This window comes from Fibrobacter sp. UBA2449, assembly GCF_002342555.1.
Classification (GTDB): Bacteria; Fibrobacterota; Fibrobacteria; order Fibrobacterales; family Fibrobacteraceae; genus Fibrobacter.
On sequence record NZ_DDQF01000004.1, the window covers coordinates 49,351 to 65,347 of the forward strand.

The 15,997-nt window shown below is 56.2% G+C and carries 13 protein-coding genes; 5 read left to right on the top strand and 8 right to left on the bottom strand.

Features of this window, described 5'->3' with window-relative positions; genetic code table 11:
* Both B4B27_RS01230 and B4B27_RS01235 read left to right on the top strand, forming a co-directional pair.
* Positions 1-1,182 carry a DUF4434 domain-containing protein gene (locus tag B4B27_RS01230; protein ID WP_290722872.1) on the top strand — a complete coding sequence of 394 codons (1,182 nt, stop codon included), beginning with the start codon at positions 1-3 and terminating at the stop codon, positions 1,180-1,182.
* 35 nt (positions 1,183-1,217) lie between these two features.
* A complete protein-coding gene (locus B4B27_RS01235; RefSeq protein ID WP_290722873.1) occupies positions 1,218-2,117 on the top strand; it encodes a glycoside hydrolase family 11 protein in 900 nt (299 codons plus the stop codon).
* Between the two features lie 73 nt (positions 2,118-2,190).
* Here the strand turns inward: B4B27_RS01235 and B4B27_RS01240 are convergent, their stop codons facing one another.
* Positions 2,191-3,513 carry an aspartate kinase gene (locus B4B27_RS01240; RefSeq protein ID WP_290722874.1) on the bottom strand — a complete coding sequence of 441 codons (1,323 nt, stop codon included), beginning with the start codon at positions 3,511-3,513 and terminating at the stop codon, positions 2,191-2,193.
* Between the two features lie 260 nt (positions 3,514-3,773).
* Here B4B27_RS01240 and B4B27_RS01245 point away from each other — a divergent pair, with 260 nt between their 5' ends.
* The gene (locus tag B4B27_RS01245) at positions 3,774-4,691 is read left to right on the top strand and encodes a sigma 54-interacting transcriptional regulator (RefSeq protein ID WP_173381699.1); all 918 of its coding nucleotides are present in this window, start codon (positions 3,774-3,776) and stop codon (positions 4,689-4,691) included.
* A gap of 8 nt (positions 4,692-4,699) precedes the next feature.
* On the opposite strand, the gene B4B27_RS01250 is transcribed toward B4B27_RS01245, so the two are convergent.
* Genes B4B27_RS01250 through B4B27_RS01280 form a run of 7 tightly spaced genes read right to left on the bottom strand, consistent with a single transcriptional unit; the run spans position 4,700 to position 14,554 of the window.
* Positions 4,700-5,647, bottom strand: a complete 948-nt coding sequence (locus tag B4B27_RS01250) for a PorV/PorQ family protein (protein WP_290722876.1) — start codon at positions 5,645-5,647, stop codon at positions 4,700-4,702.
* Between the two features lie 19 nt (positions 5,648-5,666).
* Positions 5,667-7,199: a phosphomannomutase gene (locus B4B27_RS01255; protein ID WP_290722877.1), complete on the bottom strand. Its 1,533-nt coding sequence runs from the start codon at positions 7,197-7,199 to the stop codon at positions 5,667-5,669.
* Positions 7,200-7,238: 39 nt separating this feature from the next.
* Positions 7,239-7,730 (bottom strand): DNA-deoxyinosine glycosylase, encoded by a 492-nt coding sequence (locus tag B4B27_RS01260; protein ID WP_290722878.1) that lies wholly within the window; start codon positions 7,728-7,730, stop codon positions 7,239-7,241.
* Between the two features lie 2 nt (positions 7,731-7,732).
* Positions 7,733-8,344, bottom strand: coding sequence for a hypothetical protein (locus B4B27_RS01265; protein WP_290722880.1), 612 nt, complete (start codon positions 8,342-8,344; stop codon positions 7,733-7,735).
* Positions 8,341-10,956 (bottom strand): hypothetical protein, encoded by a 2,616-nt coding sequence (locus tag B4B27_RS01270; protein ID WP_290722883.1) that lies wholly within the window; start codon positions 10,954-10,956, stop codon positions 8,341-8,343. The genes B4B27_RS01265 and B4B27_RS01270 overlap by 4 nt, the downstream gene beginning before the upstream one ends.
* Positions 10,953-13,253 (bottom strand): hypothetical protein, encoded by a 2,301-nt coding sequence (locus B4B27_RS01275; protein WP_290722885.1) that lies wholly within the window; start codon positions 13,251-13,253, stop codon positions 10,953-10,955. Before B4B27_RS01275 ends, B4B27_RS01270 begins: the two co-directional genes overlap by 4 nt.
* A gap of 2 nt (positions 13,254-13,255) precedes the next feature.
* Complete coding sequence (locus B4B27_RS01280; RefSeq protein WP_290722887.1) at positions 13,256-14,554, bottom strand: hypothetical protein; 1,299 nt, start codon at positions 14,552-14,554, stop codon at positions 13,256-13,258.
* A 168-nt stretch (positions 14,555-14,722) separates the two neighbouring features.
* Here B4B27_RS01280 and B4B27_RS01285 point away from each other — a divergent pair, with 168 nt between their 5' ends.
* Positions 14,723-15,805: a histidine phosphatase family protein gene (locus B4B27_RS01285; protein WP_290722888.1), complete on the top strand. Its 1,083-nt coding sequence runs from the start codon at positions 14,723-14,725 to the stop codon at positions 15,803-15,805.
* 6 nt (positions 15,806-15,811) lie between these two features.
* The gene (locus B4B27_RS01290) at positions 15,812-15,997 is read left to right on the top strand and encodes a hypothetical protein (protein WP_290722890.1); all 186 of its coding nucleotides are present in this window, start codon (positions 15,812-15,814) and stop codon (positions 15,995-15,997) included.

Consider the following 15,997-nt stretch of genomic DNA (forward strand, 5'->3'; position numbering starts at 1 on the left):
GTGCGAAGGGTAGTAATTACATCGCTCCTGTGCGGAGTGTTTTCGCTTGCAATCGGGCCGTTTGCCGGCGCAGTTCATGCGGCGGGGTTCGCGGGTGTTTTCGACGCGGGCTGGTCGACCGCCTACTACCCGCAGGATTCCATCACGCACATGCACCAGCGTTTGCACGCGCTCGGGATGGACGAAGTCGTATTGCAGTACGCCGCGGTCGAGGCGACGCACTTGTACTACCCCTCGCAACTTGACTTTCTGCAGAACACGCAATACAAGAACAATGAACTTTTCCCCAAGAGTATCGAGGCGGCGAAGGCTACCGGAACCAGGGTCTGGCTCGGGCTATACTACAATGGCGACAACTGGTACACGCCACCGACCGCCGAACAGCTTGATACTTTGTCTGCACGCAACCTGAAAGTGCTTGAAGAAATCTACGCGCTTTATGGTAGCGAGACCGTAGTCGCGGGCGTGTACATTCCGCAAGAGATTGCGCGCTACTACTGGGACGGCCTGCGCGATGATGCAACTCCGGAAATGCTTACGAAGCACTTCTTGAAACCGGTCACCGAAGCCGCACAGGCTAAGGGCTGGAAGGTGATGGCGGCCCCATTCTACAACCAGAACCTAGAATCGCCCGCAAAGCTGCAATCGTTTTTCGAAAAGCTCTTTGCAGCAGGGTTCAAGCCCGACGTAATCGCCGTGCAGGACGGCGTGGGCGCAAGCGACGCAGGCAAGCACCATGCCGAAACATCGAACGTGGCACAGTACGAGCGGGCAGTCGCAAGCGCCTGCAATCAATACGAAATCGAATTCTGGGTGGACATGGAACTGTTCCGCACCGACGATTCGCACGCGCTTGCCGACAGCGCAAGGATTTCGGCACAGCTCGATTCCGCATACGCCGCGGGGGCTTTGAAGGTCATCGGCTATGACTTGGCCGTGCTCGGGAATGCGGGCCTAGATTCCCTCGAAAAATGGAAACTGGAATCCAGCGTGGAGCCTGCGTCACCCGATTCCACAACCGGCATTGCGATACCACGCGAGACCCGCCGCGACTTCAATGCCCGCGACGAAAAATCGCAAAAACGCGAATTGTTCCTGAACGGGCGTTTACAGAACAGCCGTTCCCTGAACGAGAATTCGCAGTATTTCAAGGCGAACGGCGCGAAGGTTAAGCAGAATTAACGCCCACCGGGCCGCAAAAAGTATATATTAGTAGCATGAAGAATCTAGTGGGTTTAGGAATCGCCCTCACCATGGGCTTGGCTACGACTATCTATGCGGAAAGGTGTCCTAACGCATGGCCCGCGGAGGGCGAAAACTACGCCTCCGGCACGATAGACGGTACAAACTACAGTTACGAAGTCTGGCGCGATGGCTACAATGCTTATTTGGAGTGCTACGATGATGGCGGCTACTTAGTTTACTCCAAGGTCGCGGACGCTATCGTGCGCTTTGGTCCCAAGTTCGACGAGCCAAAGACCTTCGACCAGCATGGCAACTTTGCGGCGGACTACAAGTTTCGCACAAAAGGCGGCGGCTTCGGCACCCCCTATTTTCTGGTTGGCATCCAAGGCAATACCACCGAGCCGAAAACCGAATTCTATATCATAGACTACTGGATAATCAAAGATACAGCCGACACATCCACTTTCGGAACCAGGCTCGGCGAATTCACCGTCGATGGCGACACCTACGACATCTGGCAGAACACCGCCAACAGTCACATGGGCGTCCAGGGCGACTCCTCGTTCAAGCAGTATTTCAGCATCCGACGCACCAAGCGCGATAGCGGGCACGTCGACATTACCGCCCACTTCAAGAAGTGGGAAGAGCTCGGCCTGAAGGTGGGCAAGATAACCGATGTCATGGCGCTTGTGGAAGGGTATAAGGGGCAGAGTTCCATCAACTATTTTCAAATTGACTACTTCAACATCACCGAATCGGCAGACACTACCGGCACAGCATCAGACAGCACCGGCGAAACGACAGCCATTTCAAGGCGCGCAAGCCTGCCGTTCCTAAAGGGTGATGCCCGCGTGTTCGACATGCAGGGCCGATACCTCGGCAACGGCGAAAAGAAAATCAGCCCCGCCGTCAAGACAGTGAGGAAGAGATAAAATCAGATTTTTGATAAATTAAAAACGGCCCGGATTTTATTCCGGGTCGTCTTTTAACTTTTGCTTTCGCGGGTTATTTAACGAACGCGCCGTAGATGGCCTTGATAGCCTTCTCGGTATCGGCTTCGTCAACACCGGTGATGATGTTGATCTGCGAAGAACCCTGGTCGATGATGCGGACGTTCACCTTGTTCTCGGCAAGAGCGGTGAAGAGCTTTGCAGCCACACCGATCTTGTTCGTCATGCCGTGACCGACAGTCGCGATGAGCGAGATGCCCGGGAACACCTTGATACGGTCGGGGCGCATCTGCTGCGTGATGTCTTCGAGGACCACGTCCTGCACGGCGTCGAGGGCCTTAGAATCCACCACGATGCTCATGGAGTCGATGGCGCTCGGGCACAGTTCGTAGGAGAGGCCTTCGCTTTCGAGCACGGCGAGCACGCGGCGACCAAAGCCCACTTCCTTGTTCATCATGGACTTTTCGATGTAGATCATCGAGAAGCCCTTACGGCCGGCGACACCCGTAATCGGGAGCTTTGCTTCTTCCGGAGTGGGGCCGATAATGGTGCCCGCATCTTCGGGGCGGTTCGTGTTGCGGATGTTGATAGGAATCTTCTTCGCGCGGCACGGAGCGATAGATTCGTCGTGGAGCACGCTTGCGCCGGAGTAGGCGAGTTCGCGGATTTCGCGGTAGCTCACGTATTCGATCGGCAGCGGATTTTCGACGATGCGCGGGTCAGCCATGAGCATGCCCGAGACGTCGGTCCAGTTCTCGTACTTGGCGGCATCGATGCCGTTAGCGAGAATGGCACCCGTAATGTCGGAGCCGCCACGGCTGAAGGTCTTGACTTCGCCACGGAGGTTTGCACCGTAGAAGCCCGGCAGCACATAGAGCTGGTTCTCGTCGGAGAGGGTCTTCGCGATGTCTTCATAGGTCTTCGGGACAATGCGGTACTTGTCGTCGAAAGTAATCAGCGGGAAGGTGTCGACGAAGTTTGCGCCCAGGTACTTGGCCATGAGGCGTGCGCACAGGAATTCGCCACGGCTCACGAGGAAGTCCGTGCTCACGGATTCGGGCTGGTTCTTCAGCTTGTCTTCGAGGCTGTCGAGGTCTTCGGTCAGCTTGTCTTCAAGACCGAGGTCCTTGCAGATTTCGTCGTAGCGCTGACGGATCAGGTTCCACGGGGTCGAAAAGTCGAGGCCCTTGGAGGCGAGGTCGTAGGTGCTGTAGAGGAGGTCGGTAAGCTTCGTCTCTTTGGGATTGCGCTTGCCGGGTGCGGAAACGACGATGACCTTGCGGTTCTTGTCGGATTCAACGATGGCCTTGATCTTCTTGAACTGGCCTGCATCGGCGACAGAGCTGCCGCCGAACTTACATACGATTCTTTGACTCATTTTTTCCTTTCGGGCCACCAAACCTCTCGGCTTCGAGCGCAACCGCTTTCCTCACGGTCGTCGTGCCCAAGCCTACCCATCTGGCCAGCCACTTGGTTTTTGTGTCTATGTCTGCCGAGGAGAATCCCCGAGCGCGGACAAAGATAGAAAAACGGAGAAAGTGCGGCAAGGTTTTGTAAAAATTGCGACGCAAATGTAAAAAAACGGCATCGGCAGGGAACAAAATGGCGTTTCAATCGTTTTTAGGGTAGGAGACTCCCATGAAACAACCGAACGAACTGCTGAACATCGCCGCAAAATCTTCCGTCCCCGTCCTCATCCAGGGAGAATCGGGCGCCGGGAAAGAAGTCGCCGCACGCTACATCCACGAACACGGCCACCGCAAGCACGGCCCCTTCATCGCCGTCAACTGTGCGGCGCTTTCACAGAACCTGATCGAGAGCACCCTGGAAGGTTCGATAAAGGGTGCATACACCGGCTCCGAAAGCGACCAGAAGGGAATCGTGCGAGCCGCGAACGGCGGAACCCTTTTCCTCGACGAAATCGGGGAGCTGCCCCTGGAGGCGCAAAGCAAGCTGCTGCGGATACTGCAGGAACGCACGGTAATGCCCGTCGGAAGCACCCGGAGCATCCCCGTCGATTTCAGGCTCGTCTGCGCCACCAACAGGAACCTCAAGGAGGAAATCTCCGCAAAGCGATTCCGCGAAGACCTCTTTTTCAGGTTGAACGTATTCCCGGTGCAGATCCTTCCCCTACGCGAACGCGACGATTTCGACGACATCGCCACGTCAATATGGAACGGTATTCTCGATAACGTAAGCACAGCCACCCTCGAAGAGATTCCAAACAAACTCACCGCCTACAACCTCGCGGCGCTACAGCGGTTCAGCTGGCCCGGAAACGTGCGGCAGCTGAAAAACGTATTGCAGCGGTTCGCCCTACTCTGTCCGCACGGAATCAAGCTCGAAGAAATCCTCGAAGAAGAATTCGCAACGCCGGCGGTGTTCGATTCCAAAAAGAACATCATGCGCATCTGGACAAGGCGCCGCAAAAACGCCCCCGACTGGGACATCATCAAGGACGCCCTGGATTCATGCGACTGGAACAAGTGCAAGGCTTCAAGGAAACTCGGTATCAGCAGGGGCTGCCTCTGCTACCAGATACAGAAGCACGGATAGCGAGGAGGCTAGAACCTGTAGCCCACGCCAAGGTAGTGGTTGCCCGAAGCGAGAGCCGGACGCGGCGAATAACCGTAATCGAACACGCAGGAACCGAAGGCAATGCCGATACCCGCACTCAGACCGTCCTCGGTTTCGGGGCGCAACGCATAGCCTGCGCGAAGCGAAACGAATTCCTGATACGAAATTTCGCCACCGAAGCGCCATTCAAAATCTTCCATGTCGGCACGCCTGTAGATATCGGCGGAGAGGTGCACATCCCACATGCTTTCCAGGTGCAGGAGGCTACCTACAGGAATGGAACCCGTGATTCCCGCCTGCAAGGCCATCGGGGCGGCTTCATGTTCGCCGCTGTATTCGCTTTCGGTCACGTAGCCGAAATTCGTAACCGTCGCACCGAACGCGACAAAGCGATTCACGCGGTAGGATGCGCCCGCATCGGCCAAAATACCTAGCGTCGATTCATCGTCGATCGCCTGGTAGGCAAAACGCGTCTGCAACGACCATGCGAACGGGCGGCCGTGATTGCCGATTCCCGCCTGGGCCGCCCAAGCATAGGCCGAATAGTCCGACGTGACGAACCCTTCCTCGTCGCGGCCCTCGATATCGCCATAGCCCAGGAACTCGAGCCCCATCGAAAGCACGAACAGGTCATTGAGCGGAAGCCCGTAGTAGATGGAGACAAAGTTGTCTGCACCCGCATCGCCAAAGACAATCTGGCTGAACCCTATCTCCGCCTGCGAGACGGTCGTGGCGGCCAGCGGATTGCGCGTCAGTTCGGAGAGGCGCACGGGAGAAGCGACACCCGCACCGGATAGGGCCGCACTTCGAGGCGACGCCTGCATCGAGAGGAACTTCATCGTCGTGCCCCCGAGCCCCGTATTCCAGTAGCGGCCGCTCGCGGCAAACGCGGCGACGCTTAGCAGAAGCAGGGGCAGGAGGATTTTCTTGGACATATGGGACAAGATACAAAAATTAGCCGCGCCAGCCTTCCATGATCTTCATGCAGCCGGCAAGGAGCTCGGCGGAACGTTCCTTGTCGCCCGTTTCCACGTAGCAACGGAACTCAGGAGCGTTGCCGCTCGGGCGCAGGTGCACAATATCGCCGGAATCGAACTCCATGCGGTAGCCGTCGGTCTCGTCGATGGAGACGATGTCGCCGTGGAAGGGTGCGGGCATCTTGCCGTCGGCACCGGGCTTCGCGAAACGGCTCGGCTTCGCCCTCAGCGCGCCGAAAAGCTTTTCGCCGAGTTTCTGCTCGCGGATTTCGGCAAGTTTGGCCTTCGAGGTCGCGGTCGGGAATTCCTTGAGGCGGTCGCTGAGCGTAAAGCGCTTCGGGAGTTTCTTCAGGAGGTCGACGACGCAGAGGCGTTCTTCGCGCACGCGCACCATCACGGCAAGCATCGGGAGCAGCGCGTCGCGAGTCGGGAGAGCCGGGAGCGTTCGCGTGCCATCCTCGAATTTGCGCGTGAGGTCCGTCTGCAGCAAAAAGCCGCCGTTCGCCTCGTAGCCAGCGACAGAGACGTTTGCATCCACCAGGCTTTCCATGCCGGCAATCACGTAGGGGCTGCCGATGCGGGTGCGGCAAATTTTCTCGAAGCTGCCGCATTTTTCGAGCGACGTGTTGCAACTCACCGGAGTTGCAATGCGCTTGATGCCAAGCGCCTGGGCAGCGAGGATGCCCAGCACGTCGCCACGCAGCCACATGCCGGTATCGTCTGCCAAAAGCGGGCGGTCAGAGTCGCCGTCGGTGCTGAAGATCGCATCGACAAAATCCTTGTGTGCGAAATCGCGGGCAAGGTCTTCGTCTTCCTTGCGGATGGCCTCGGTATCGACCGGGATGAACGTCTCGCTACGTGCGAACGGCTTCACCGCGGCACCCAGGCTCTCGAGCACCTTCACCACGATGTCGCGGCCCACGGCGGAATGCTGGTACACGCCGATGGTGAGGCCTTGCAAAGCCTTGCTGCCGAAGAACGCCGGATAGCGCTTCAGGTAGTTTTCCTCGGCTTCCATCTCGACCGCCGGGAGCGCGGGCGCATCCTTCAGCATGCCAGCCGCGTCAAAAATCGATTCGTCGAAATCCACCGACTGCGAGACGATTCCCTGTTCGTCCTTCTTGGAAATTTCGCCCTTCGGGTGGTTGAACTTGATGCCGTTGCGGTCGGCGGGGATATGGCTACCCGTCACCATGATGGTCGGGAGCGCCTTGTCGATACCGTACAGCGCAATCGCCGGGCTCGGGATGCGGCCGCAGTACACGACCTTCCACGCGCTGTCCTCGCCCGCCTTCACGAGCGCCTTCAAAATGCGTTCCGTACTCGGGCGCAGGTCACCCGCAATCGCAATCGTGCGTTCGCACTTGTAGCTCGCCTCGCAGTACTTGATAAAGCAGCGCGCGTAAACATAGCACACGCGGTCCGTCATCGCCGTCACCAGGCCGCGGGCACCGCTCGTGCCGAAAGCCACGCCGGACTCTTTCATCACATCTTGCATCGAAATGCTCATAAAAAACCTCTCGGGAACAAAAATACAAATTTGCGGTCGCTACAGAATCGCCCGATAAGCCTCGACAAGCTTTTCCATCGAGACGGCGCAGTTCGCGGGCGATGTCGAGGGCAGCTTCACGGCATCGATTCCCACTTCGGCAGCGCAGTATTTCTGGTACAGCCTGTAAGCCGTGGCGCCCGTGCAAAAGATGCGCGAAACCTTCGAGGCCTTCACGAGACCGCTTATTTTGTTCGGAACCACGTCCTCGATGCTCGTGTCGCTCGCGCCTACGATAGTGCAGCTTTCCAGCACATCCCAGAGCGCAATATGGTGCTTTTTGAGCATGTTTTTTTTCTGCGGAATGGTTGCGGGGGCATCTTCGCCCAGGACGGCGGCAAGCACTTTCCAGAACCGGTTCTGCGGATGCCCGTAATAGAACCCCACCTCGCGCGACTTGGGAGACGGAATCGACCCCAGCAGAAGCACACGCGATTCCCGGTCGTAAACCGCCGGAAACTCGTGCGACACCCTTTCCCGTTCAAGCGCCATCGTTACGGTTTCCCGCCATAGATAATGTAGTCGCCGTTCGCGTCGGTAAACTTGATTGCCCCTCCCGTATGTTCAAAACGGTAGGCGGGCCTTTGTCTGGGGAACCGGTCATCTTGTACAAGATAAAAGCCGTTGTCTATCCTGACATAGCTCCCGACGAACCTTGCCGAATCGGAACTGCACCGCTCCAGTTCCAGGGTATCGAGATCATTGCCCTTCCTGTCGCTCAGTATCGCCCCGCAGGTCGAGAAGTACTTGTCGAGTTTTTCGTAGCGAATGGTATAGTCGTCCGTTTCGGCCTTCTGGGGTAGCGTATCCTGTGCAGAACTGCCTCCCTTTCCGCGCCAGTACGAGCCCATCCTCACGGGATAGAAGCGCGTATCTTTCGTCCAGTGGAAATCGTCGTCCCATCCCATCAGGTGATGGTCGTGTTCCTCCCCCCATTGCTCGAGCGCTACGCTCACGAGGGCCGTAGAATCATCGACGAGACCTACGAATCTCCAGGTATGGCTTTCTTTCTCGATTTCATAATCCGTCATGGAGCAGCCTGTCAATAACGCTGCGCACAGGAGGGCGGGAACTGCTAGGAACTTCACGAAGCGAGCATTTCTCATTCTTCCCTCCCGTCGCTAACGCAAATTGCCTGCACCATCGGGTAGAGGTCCTTGGGGCATTCGACAATCCCGCTCAGAATGGTTTTTTCCTGGTACCAGCCGCTGCTCACCTTGACGTATTCAAAGCAGTACTGCGTCTCCGAATCCTTTTCCGTGCTGGTCCACACGAAGCTGTACTCTACATCGAAAGTCCCGTAATCGCCGGAATCCTTCTTCTGCCTTACCCGCAGCGCGCGATCCTTCGCGATACTGAACCAATCCGCATAATTCTGGTACAGCCATTCATCCGCGCTCGGGATGTGCGACCCCTCGGGGCAGAAGTCCTTCGCCTGTTCCCAGGTCGTGTAGGAGTTCTCGTTGTAATGGTTGAATACCACGTCGACCGTGGATGTGCCCCAGTCCGAAACGCAGCTGATTCCGGTGATAGTCGCATCCGGGCAACCGGTCGATTCCACCACCTGCTGCTTCCAGTCCGTAAAGTAGGCATCGAACGATGCGCTCTTTCCGTCAATCGCGTCAAGCGCTACGGCACTGTCGCCGATCGCGGCACGAATCACCATCTCCCTCCTAAGATCGTTCATTCCCGTAATTTCGAACGGCGCACCTGTCTCCGAAACAACCGACTTGAGGTTCAATATCCCGTATTTGTCTCCGCTGCTGCTCAGACCGCTAATGTAGAACGAGTATTTCCATCCATTCCTGGTTATGATATAGTCACCATTCTCGTATATGCCGCCGGCCACGTCTCTCGGATCATGGATATCCGCAAAGGCTGCATACTTCATTTCGTAGCGCACCTGTCCCCATCCGTAGTTCGCCTCCGTGAACTTTTCGACGCAGCCGTAAAGCGCAGTGTCAGCTTCGTCCCAGAAGATGGATATCCGGTCCGTGCCATTGAAGCAAAGGTCCGGCTTGTACTTGTTGCGCACTATCGCCCTGTGCACCTTGAGCTCATAATCGGTGGCCTTCTCCCATACCGGGAAGCCGCACTTGTAGCCCACGCCGCCATATTCGACGACCTCGCCCTCGTTTGCCATCTCGCAAAGGTTGCCGTTCCTTACAGGTTCCGCAATGTCCGTATAAGACGGGACTTCCCAGTGGGAACCCGAGAATCCAGCCCTGGCCCTGCAGATATACAGGGTTCCATCGTACTTCTTCACATAGCCGGCAAGTTCCGGCTTGCATTCGTCTCCGTAGTAGTCTGGTATCAGGACCTCTTCCCATTTCGAGCCAGACCTGGGCCATTCATCCGGCCTGCATATAAAGTAGCCGACTGAATCATGGTGGGCCTTCTTGCCCCTCCCCAGGCTGTCACATTCGCCCAAGAAATAGGTAGCCCTGTCGATTTCTTTCCACGCCGAATCCTTGCACAGGTAATACTTGCCTTCGATCAGGGCCATTTCGCCAGAGCGCCCGCCATTGCACAGGCCCTCGTGCTTACGGACAAAGATGTTCACCGGATCGCTCCATTGGTCATCCAAGGGCACCTTCCATTCCCAGATGACCCTGGAAAGCCAATCCGTGTGGCTCGCACAGACATAGTAAACCGAATCGTAAAGGACGCTGTCGCCTTCGACTTCGTTCCTGCATTCTCCGTAAAGATAGAGGAGCCCCTGCTTTTCGGGCATCTTCTTCCATTCCGCCCTTGCAGAGTCGCACACGTACACCACGTGCCCGAAACCGGCCGTATCACGCAGGGCGGGAGTGCATACGCCGATATCCTTTTCGAAATCCGTCATCAGGCGCCACTTGTACTTGTTCACGTATTCAGGATTGTCGCATACAAATACCTTCCCGTAATGGGCGCTCTCCTTGTTCTTTACGCTCGCAGTATCCTTGTAGTTCGAGCTGTCACATGCCGGGAGCCCGAACGACTTTATCCAGAAATCCTCCCACCTGTTGCGGTTGAAGAGGGTGTCCCCAATCTCGGTTTCCGAAAAGAAGTCTCGCCAAGTCTTGTCTTCGCCCATGGCATCGCGCAGTTTCATGTAATTGGCAAAGAAGGCGGTATCGGGCTTTTCGATAATGCATATCTGGTTGATATAGACCGTCATGGATAAATCGCCCTGGGCGTCGTAATCGAGCAGCGAGCGGGCTTCACGGTTCGCTTTCCGCCTTGCGCCCTCGAGATCGAACCCATCCTCCTGCACCAGGAATTCGATGCGCTTGCTTTGCAGGGCGTCCGACAGGGAAAGCACCGTCACGCTGTCCTTGTCAATATCGGCATACTGCACAAACTCCATCTTGAGTCCGCTGGAAGAATCCGCGTAGACGCAGGTAAACTTTATGCGCAATAGCGACGAAGCGAGATCCAACGAGTCGGAGGCAAAGGAAGTCGCACCGTTACGGTGGCGCACGAGTTTCACGTCGACCGTCCCGATGGAATCGAGACGCTCGTCAAGCAGCGTCACCTCGACAGCGACAGGGACAAGGCGCACGTGCAGGTAAAATCCTCCCTGCAGGGCGGTCCAGCGGCTTTCGGGATAGATGTTCCCCTCGATATGCCTGCCGCCCGAAACCGAATCGCCGCCCTCCCCGCCGCAAGCGACAAGGAATACGGACACCGAAAGCGCGGCCATCAGCAAAAGCATTTTCACGAAGTTCCGCATCATTCCTCCTCCCCGTCCTTGAAGCACAACGTCTGCACGCCCGGATAGAGATCGTTCGGACATTCGACGGTGTGGCCCAGCGGACCGGTATTGCCCTCGTAGCGTACCTCATAGCAGTAATGCGTTTCCGAATCCTTCGAAGCCGAAGTCCAGTAGATATCGTAGAGGTAGGTCGTCCCATCGTAGCGGACCTTCAGCGGACTGTCCTGGCTATAGCGCTCTTCCACCGGGAAACTCTTCAGCAGATCTTCCGTCCACTCGGTCGTATCGGGCAGGTGGAAACCATCCGGGCAGAAGCCCGCCGCCTTCCCGAAATCCATGAACGAATCTTCGCCAACGCGCACGAACCGCACGCCGAAAGCGGGGAGCACCCCATCCGAATGCATATACTGCGCAACAAAGCTATCGAAACTTGCGCTCTTTCCGGGGAAGGACTCGACTGCTATGGAATCGGTCCCCTTCTTGCCGGAAAGGTACGGAACCTTGTTCCTGAAAATCGCCCCGTATTCCTTGCCGCCGATATCCGCCTCGACATTGACGACACCGAAGAGCTTGTACCAGGGACGCATCCTCTTGACGGTATACGTAAAATCCCCATGCCGGGCGACGATGGTGGAAGAATCCACGAATACTCCCCCGTCAAGAATGCCTATCCCGTAATTATTCCGTTCATCGAGCTCCATGTAGTCCCATTCAGGCGCCTCATCGCTGCATGCAGAGTAGGCGTTCGACGAATAGTAATTGCTTATCGCCTCGTTCCAGTAAATGGTCGTTCCTACAGGGCCATTCTTGCATTCGTCCTTGTGTTCCCGGCTGAACGCGTAAACGATGGACTTGGTGAAAGTCATTTCCCTCCACGCATAGCGCGCACCGTCATGGACACAGGTCCAGTAGCGGCCGTTGACTTCTTCCTTGCGCCCGCTTGTAGAATCGACGCAGAACAAGCCGTTCCTCTGGACAGCGGGAATGGTGTCCGCGGCCAGTTCGTACCAGAACGTGCCGACATATTCGCCGTCGCGATAATACCCGTGGCACCTGTAAACCTTGTCACCGTATTGCGCTATGTTTCCCAGAACGCACCGCTGCAAATCCTTGACCGGAGGAACGACGAACTCGTCCGGAATGCGGATCCACATAAATCCACCGTCACATCTAAAATATTCCCCGTCGCGGATCATGATATCGCCCTCTTCCCCGTAGTCTTCGTAATAGGCGGGCGACATGATGGGAACCCATTCCTTGCCCTTGCACATGTAGTACTTTCCCGTATCGAGCATCACCTTCTGCTGTTCGCGGTTGATCGAGCATTCCCCGAATATCTCGGCGAGGGAGGGCAAGGTATCGGCGTTCGCAGTATCCTTCGCCGTTGTATCGGGAACATCGGCGGTATCACGCGGGGCCACCGTATCCGCCGTGCAGGTCAAGGTATCGTCTACAATCCGCCGCGCCATGTTGTAGCGAAGCAGTGTCCAGTCGATATCCTTCTTCAGTTCGTTGCGGACAGTCGTGTCGCACTGCGATTGCCCGAGCCTGTAATGCTCAATTAGCTTGTCCGAAATCTTCTTCCGGGAAAGGACCTCGTCCCACTTTTTCTCGCCGCCGACTGCCTTGGAGAGTTTCTTGAAATTCTTGTAGAAAGTCGTGTCCTTCATAAAGAACAGGCTGTAGAGATATGCGAAGGTTTCGAGCGTGTCGTATCCGTAGGGGGCGTTCCCGATACCGTATTTGAATTCCGTCTCCGGGTCGAGCAAATCGTGAATCGCCTGGTGCGTATGCTTCTGCGCAAGGTCAAACGACTCGCCCTCCTCCTGCATGAGGTTTTTCAGGTATTCGCTTTCGAGAAGTCGGTACAGGTTGATGTTTCTCGCGCTTTTGTCAGAAAGCTTCGCGATGGAGCGGAACTGCATCTCGGTCGTGTCCTTCGAATCGCGGAATCTGCAGGTGAGGTCGAATTCCACATACGGTTCCGTGAAGAACATCTCCTTTACCTTGTAGGTAAAGGAAATCCTGTTCCGCTCGATTCGTGCCGTGACGGATTCCTGTTTTTCCAGGTCCTTGTCCAGGGAGCCGATTTCGAGCTTTACCGGTTCCAGGAAGGATGCCAGGTTGAATCCCCCCTCGATCGAGCGGAGGGTATCGGCAGCGACTTTTTCGACTGCGCCGGAATCTGCTTCCTTGAGGCCGAATTCCCTGTCGCAATTCCTGTAATCGTCCGCATAGTACGTGTCGGTAGTGCATGCGGCCATCATGGCCATGCATATAAGCAACAGGATCGCTATGGAATATGGAGCCCGGAACATCCTCATGGTTCCTCGCTGTATTCGACCTTGACAATCGTATCCGGAATACCTTCAGGATAGTATTTGTTTATGGCCGCGGTGTCGTTCATCCAGGCGTATCCTGTCTTTTCTTCCGTGTAGCCCATGCTGGCGTATGTCGAATCGATATACAGGTAGGAACTGCAGATGTATGGCGTGCCCCTGAATTCGCAGATGCTTTGCTGGTTCCACCTGTAGCATTCCTTATATATGGACTTGAGCACGGTGTTCATGTCATTGACTTCTTGCCAGCTGTTCCCGCTGCAAAGGTAGAATGTCGAATCCTTTTCGGTGAGGGTTTCCTTGCCGTTAATGCAGTACCCGTATTTCCGTTCGTCGGGGGTGATGCGCCGCCAGTAGGGAATTTTGGGGTTCATGATATTGTTACCTGTATAGTCGCATACGAGCACGCTGTCATAGAATTCGCTCCGGCGGTTCGCAACGGCAATCGTGTCCCCGCTCCGTTCGATGGAGCAGGATTCAATTCCGAGTGCGTTTTCGCGGAAGTTCGCGATGGGGTAGATGGAACTGTTGGCGTAGCTGTCAATGCCGCGGACTCCGATCCATCCGCTCTTGTCGTAGTAGCGCATCAAGGCGTCGGCGGCGCGCACGCGGAAAAGCGTATCGCCCCATTCCCCCTTGTCGATGGCGTCTTCGAGCTCGTGGAAATCGCTGTAGAATATGGAATCCGAAATGAAGTAGCGGCAGTAGACATAGGGCAGCAAATACTCGGGGCTGTTTGTGAAATACCCGCTTTCGAAGTCGTAATTCTCGATACCGAAAAAATCGTCGATACCTGCGTAGGCGAGCGCAGTCGCGGAATCGAGAGACAGGGAATCCGACAGCATCAGGCGCCTTATGGGTTTCGCGGCCAGCGCCGTATAAATATTGAGCGCCGGCGCATATTCGTCGACCGACGCAAACCGCGAGAACAGCAGTTTCGCCTTTTTGCCGTGGATGGTGGCGGAGGTATGCAAGGTTATCTTGACATAGGGAACCGGAGTCGTCTTCGGCAGCCTCAGCGGCTCCGTTTGGTACGATTCATAATACAGCATGGTGCTGGGAATCATCGGGTATGTCCGGATTTCGGTCAAGGACGAATCCAGCAGGGTCAAGGTTACCGAATCATGATGGATTTGCTTATCGAAGGCTACTATGGCGCTGAACGTCAGCCAATTATTTTGCGTTCCCTCGCCATCCGGGTCGATAGAACTGATATCGTCCGAGCAGGCGACAGACAGCGCAAGGGCGAGGCCCCCAATTATGCATCCTAACCATTTCATTTACTCAAAATATAGATTCAGGGGACATTTTCCGCAATAACGTTCCTCAGCAGTTTTTGCACTTTATCGGTTTTTGGAGGGTAAAATGGGCGAAAAAATACCCCTCCTTTATTTTTTTATGTATTTTTCCAAGTAAATACAAGTAGAGATCTACCCGAGAGGTTCCATATGAAACTGTCCTACCTTGCAGCAACCGCATGTCTCGCGCTTTCCCTGTCGGCCTGCGGCGACGATTCGCCGAGCGCCCCGACCACAAGTTCCGACAGCAACCAGCCCCAGAGTTCCGCCGCCGCGGAAACATCCTCCACCAGCCAGGATAGCCAGACCGGCTCTTCCGACTCCGCGACGCAGAACCCGACGGAGAGCAGTTCGTCGGTCGCACTGCAGCCCGAATCCTCCGCAGCTACCCCCGTCGATCCCTATGCCGTAGGGACGGACGTCGATGAACCTTCTTACAAGACGACCTGCACCGTGAAGCCCCTCGAAACCGGCAATGGCGACGCAGTCTACTGCGACACCACCTACGCGGGTCCCATCTTCTACGATACCGACGAAAGCGCCTACGACCCGACCGCCGCCGATTTCGGTTCCACCTTCGTCAGCATCAACAAGGTTTTCGCTTCCCTGAAGGCCGACGACAAGGTCGTGTTCGTGCTGCGCCATGCCGACAGGCAGGCAAGTTCCGGACGCACCTCCCACCTGACCGACGTAGGCATTTACCAGGCCCGTAGCGTAGGCGAAAAGATTGCATCCGCCGAAGGCGCCTACTACGCCCACTCCGAATACGTCCGCACGCGCGAAACCCTCGAGAACATCGCCGTCGGCCGCGGAGAAACCGAATTTGTCCACGACGCCTACCCCATCCTCAACGGCAGCTGGTACATCAAGGACAACGCGAAGTACGACGAATACAAGTCCCAGGGCACCGACATGAACTACATGGTGACCACGGGCTGGGCATACAACGGCGAATATGCCGACGCCTTCTACGACCTGGACGAACGTACCAAGCAGTTTGTCGACGACTTCCTGGTGGGCGTCATCTCGAAAAAGAGCCGCATCAGCGTCGTGTGCTCGCATGACCAGTTCCTCGTCCCGCTCGTGATCTCCATCTCCAACAGGAAAATCGGGCTCCGCTATTTCGAAGACCGCCATTGGATCAACTACCTCGCCGGCATCGCCGTGGTCATCGGCGCCGACGGCAAGCAGACCCTCGTGCCCGTCAAGGGACTCAATAGCGGCACCAACTAAGTCTCCATGAAATTTTTCCGGGCCATATCCGCGTTAGCGGCGCTCCTGTGCCCGGCAGGTTGGCACAAGAACGGTTCCAACCAGCACGGGTTCAGCGCCCAGTACTACGACGCCTTCGAAAACAAGCACGAAGGGCAGGGAAAACACGCTCAGAAGGTGAAGCTCGGGCCCCGACAAGTTCCGAATTCCTAA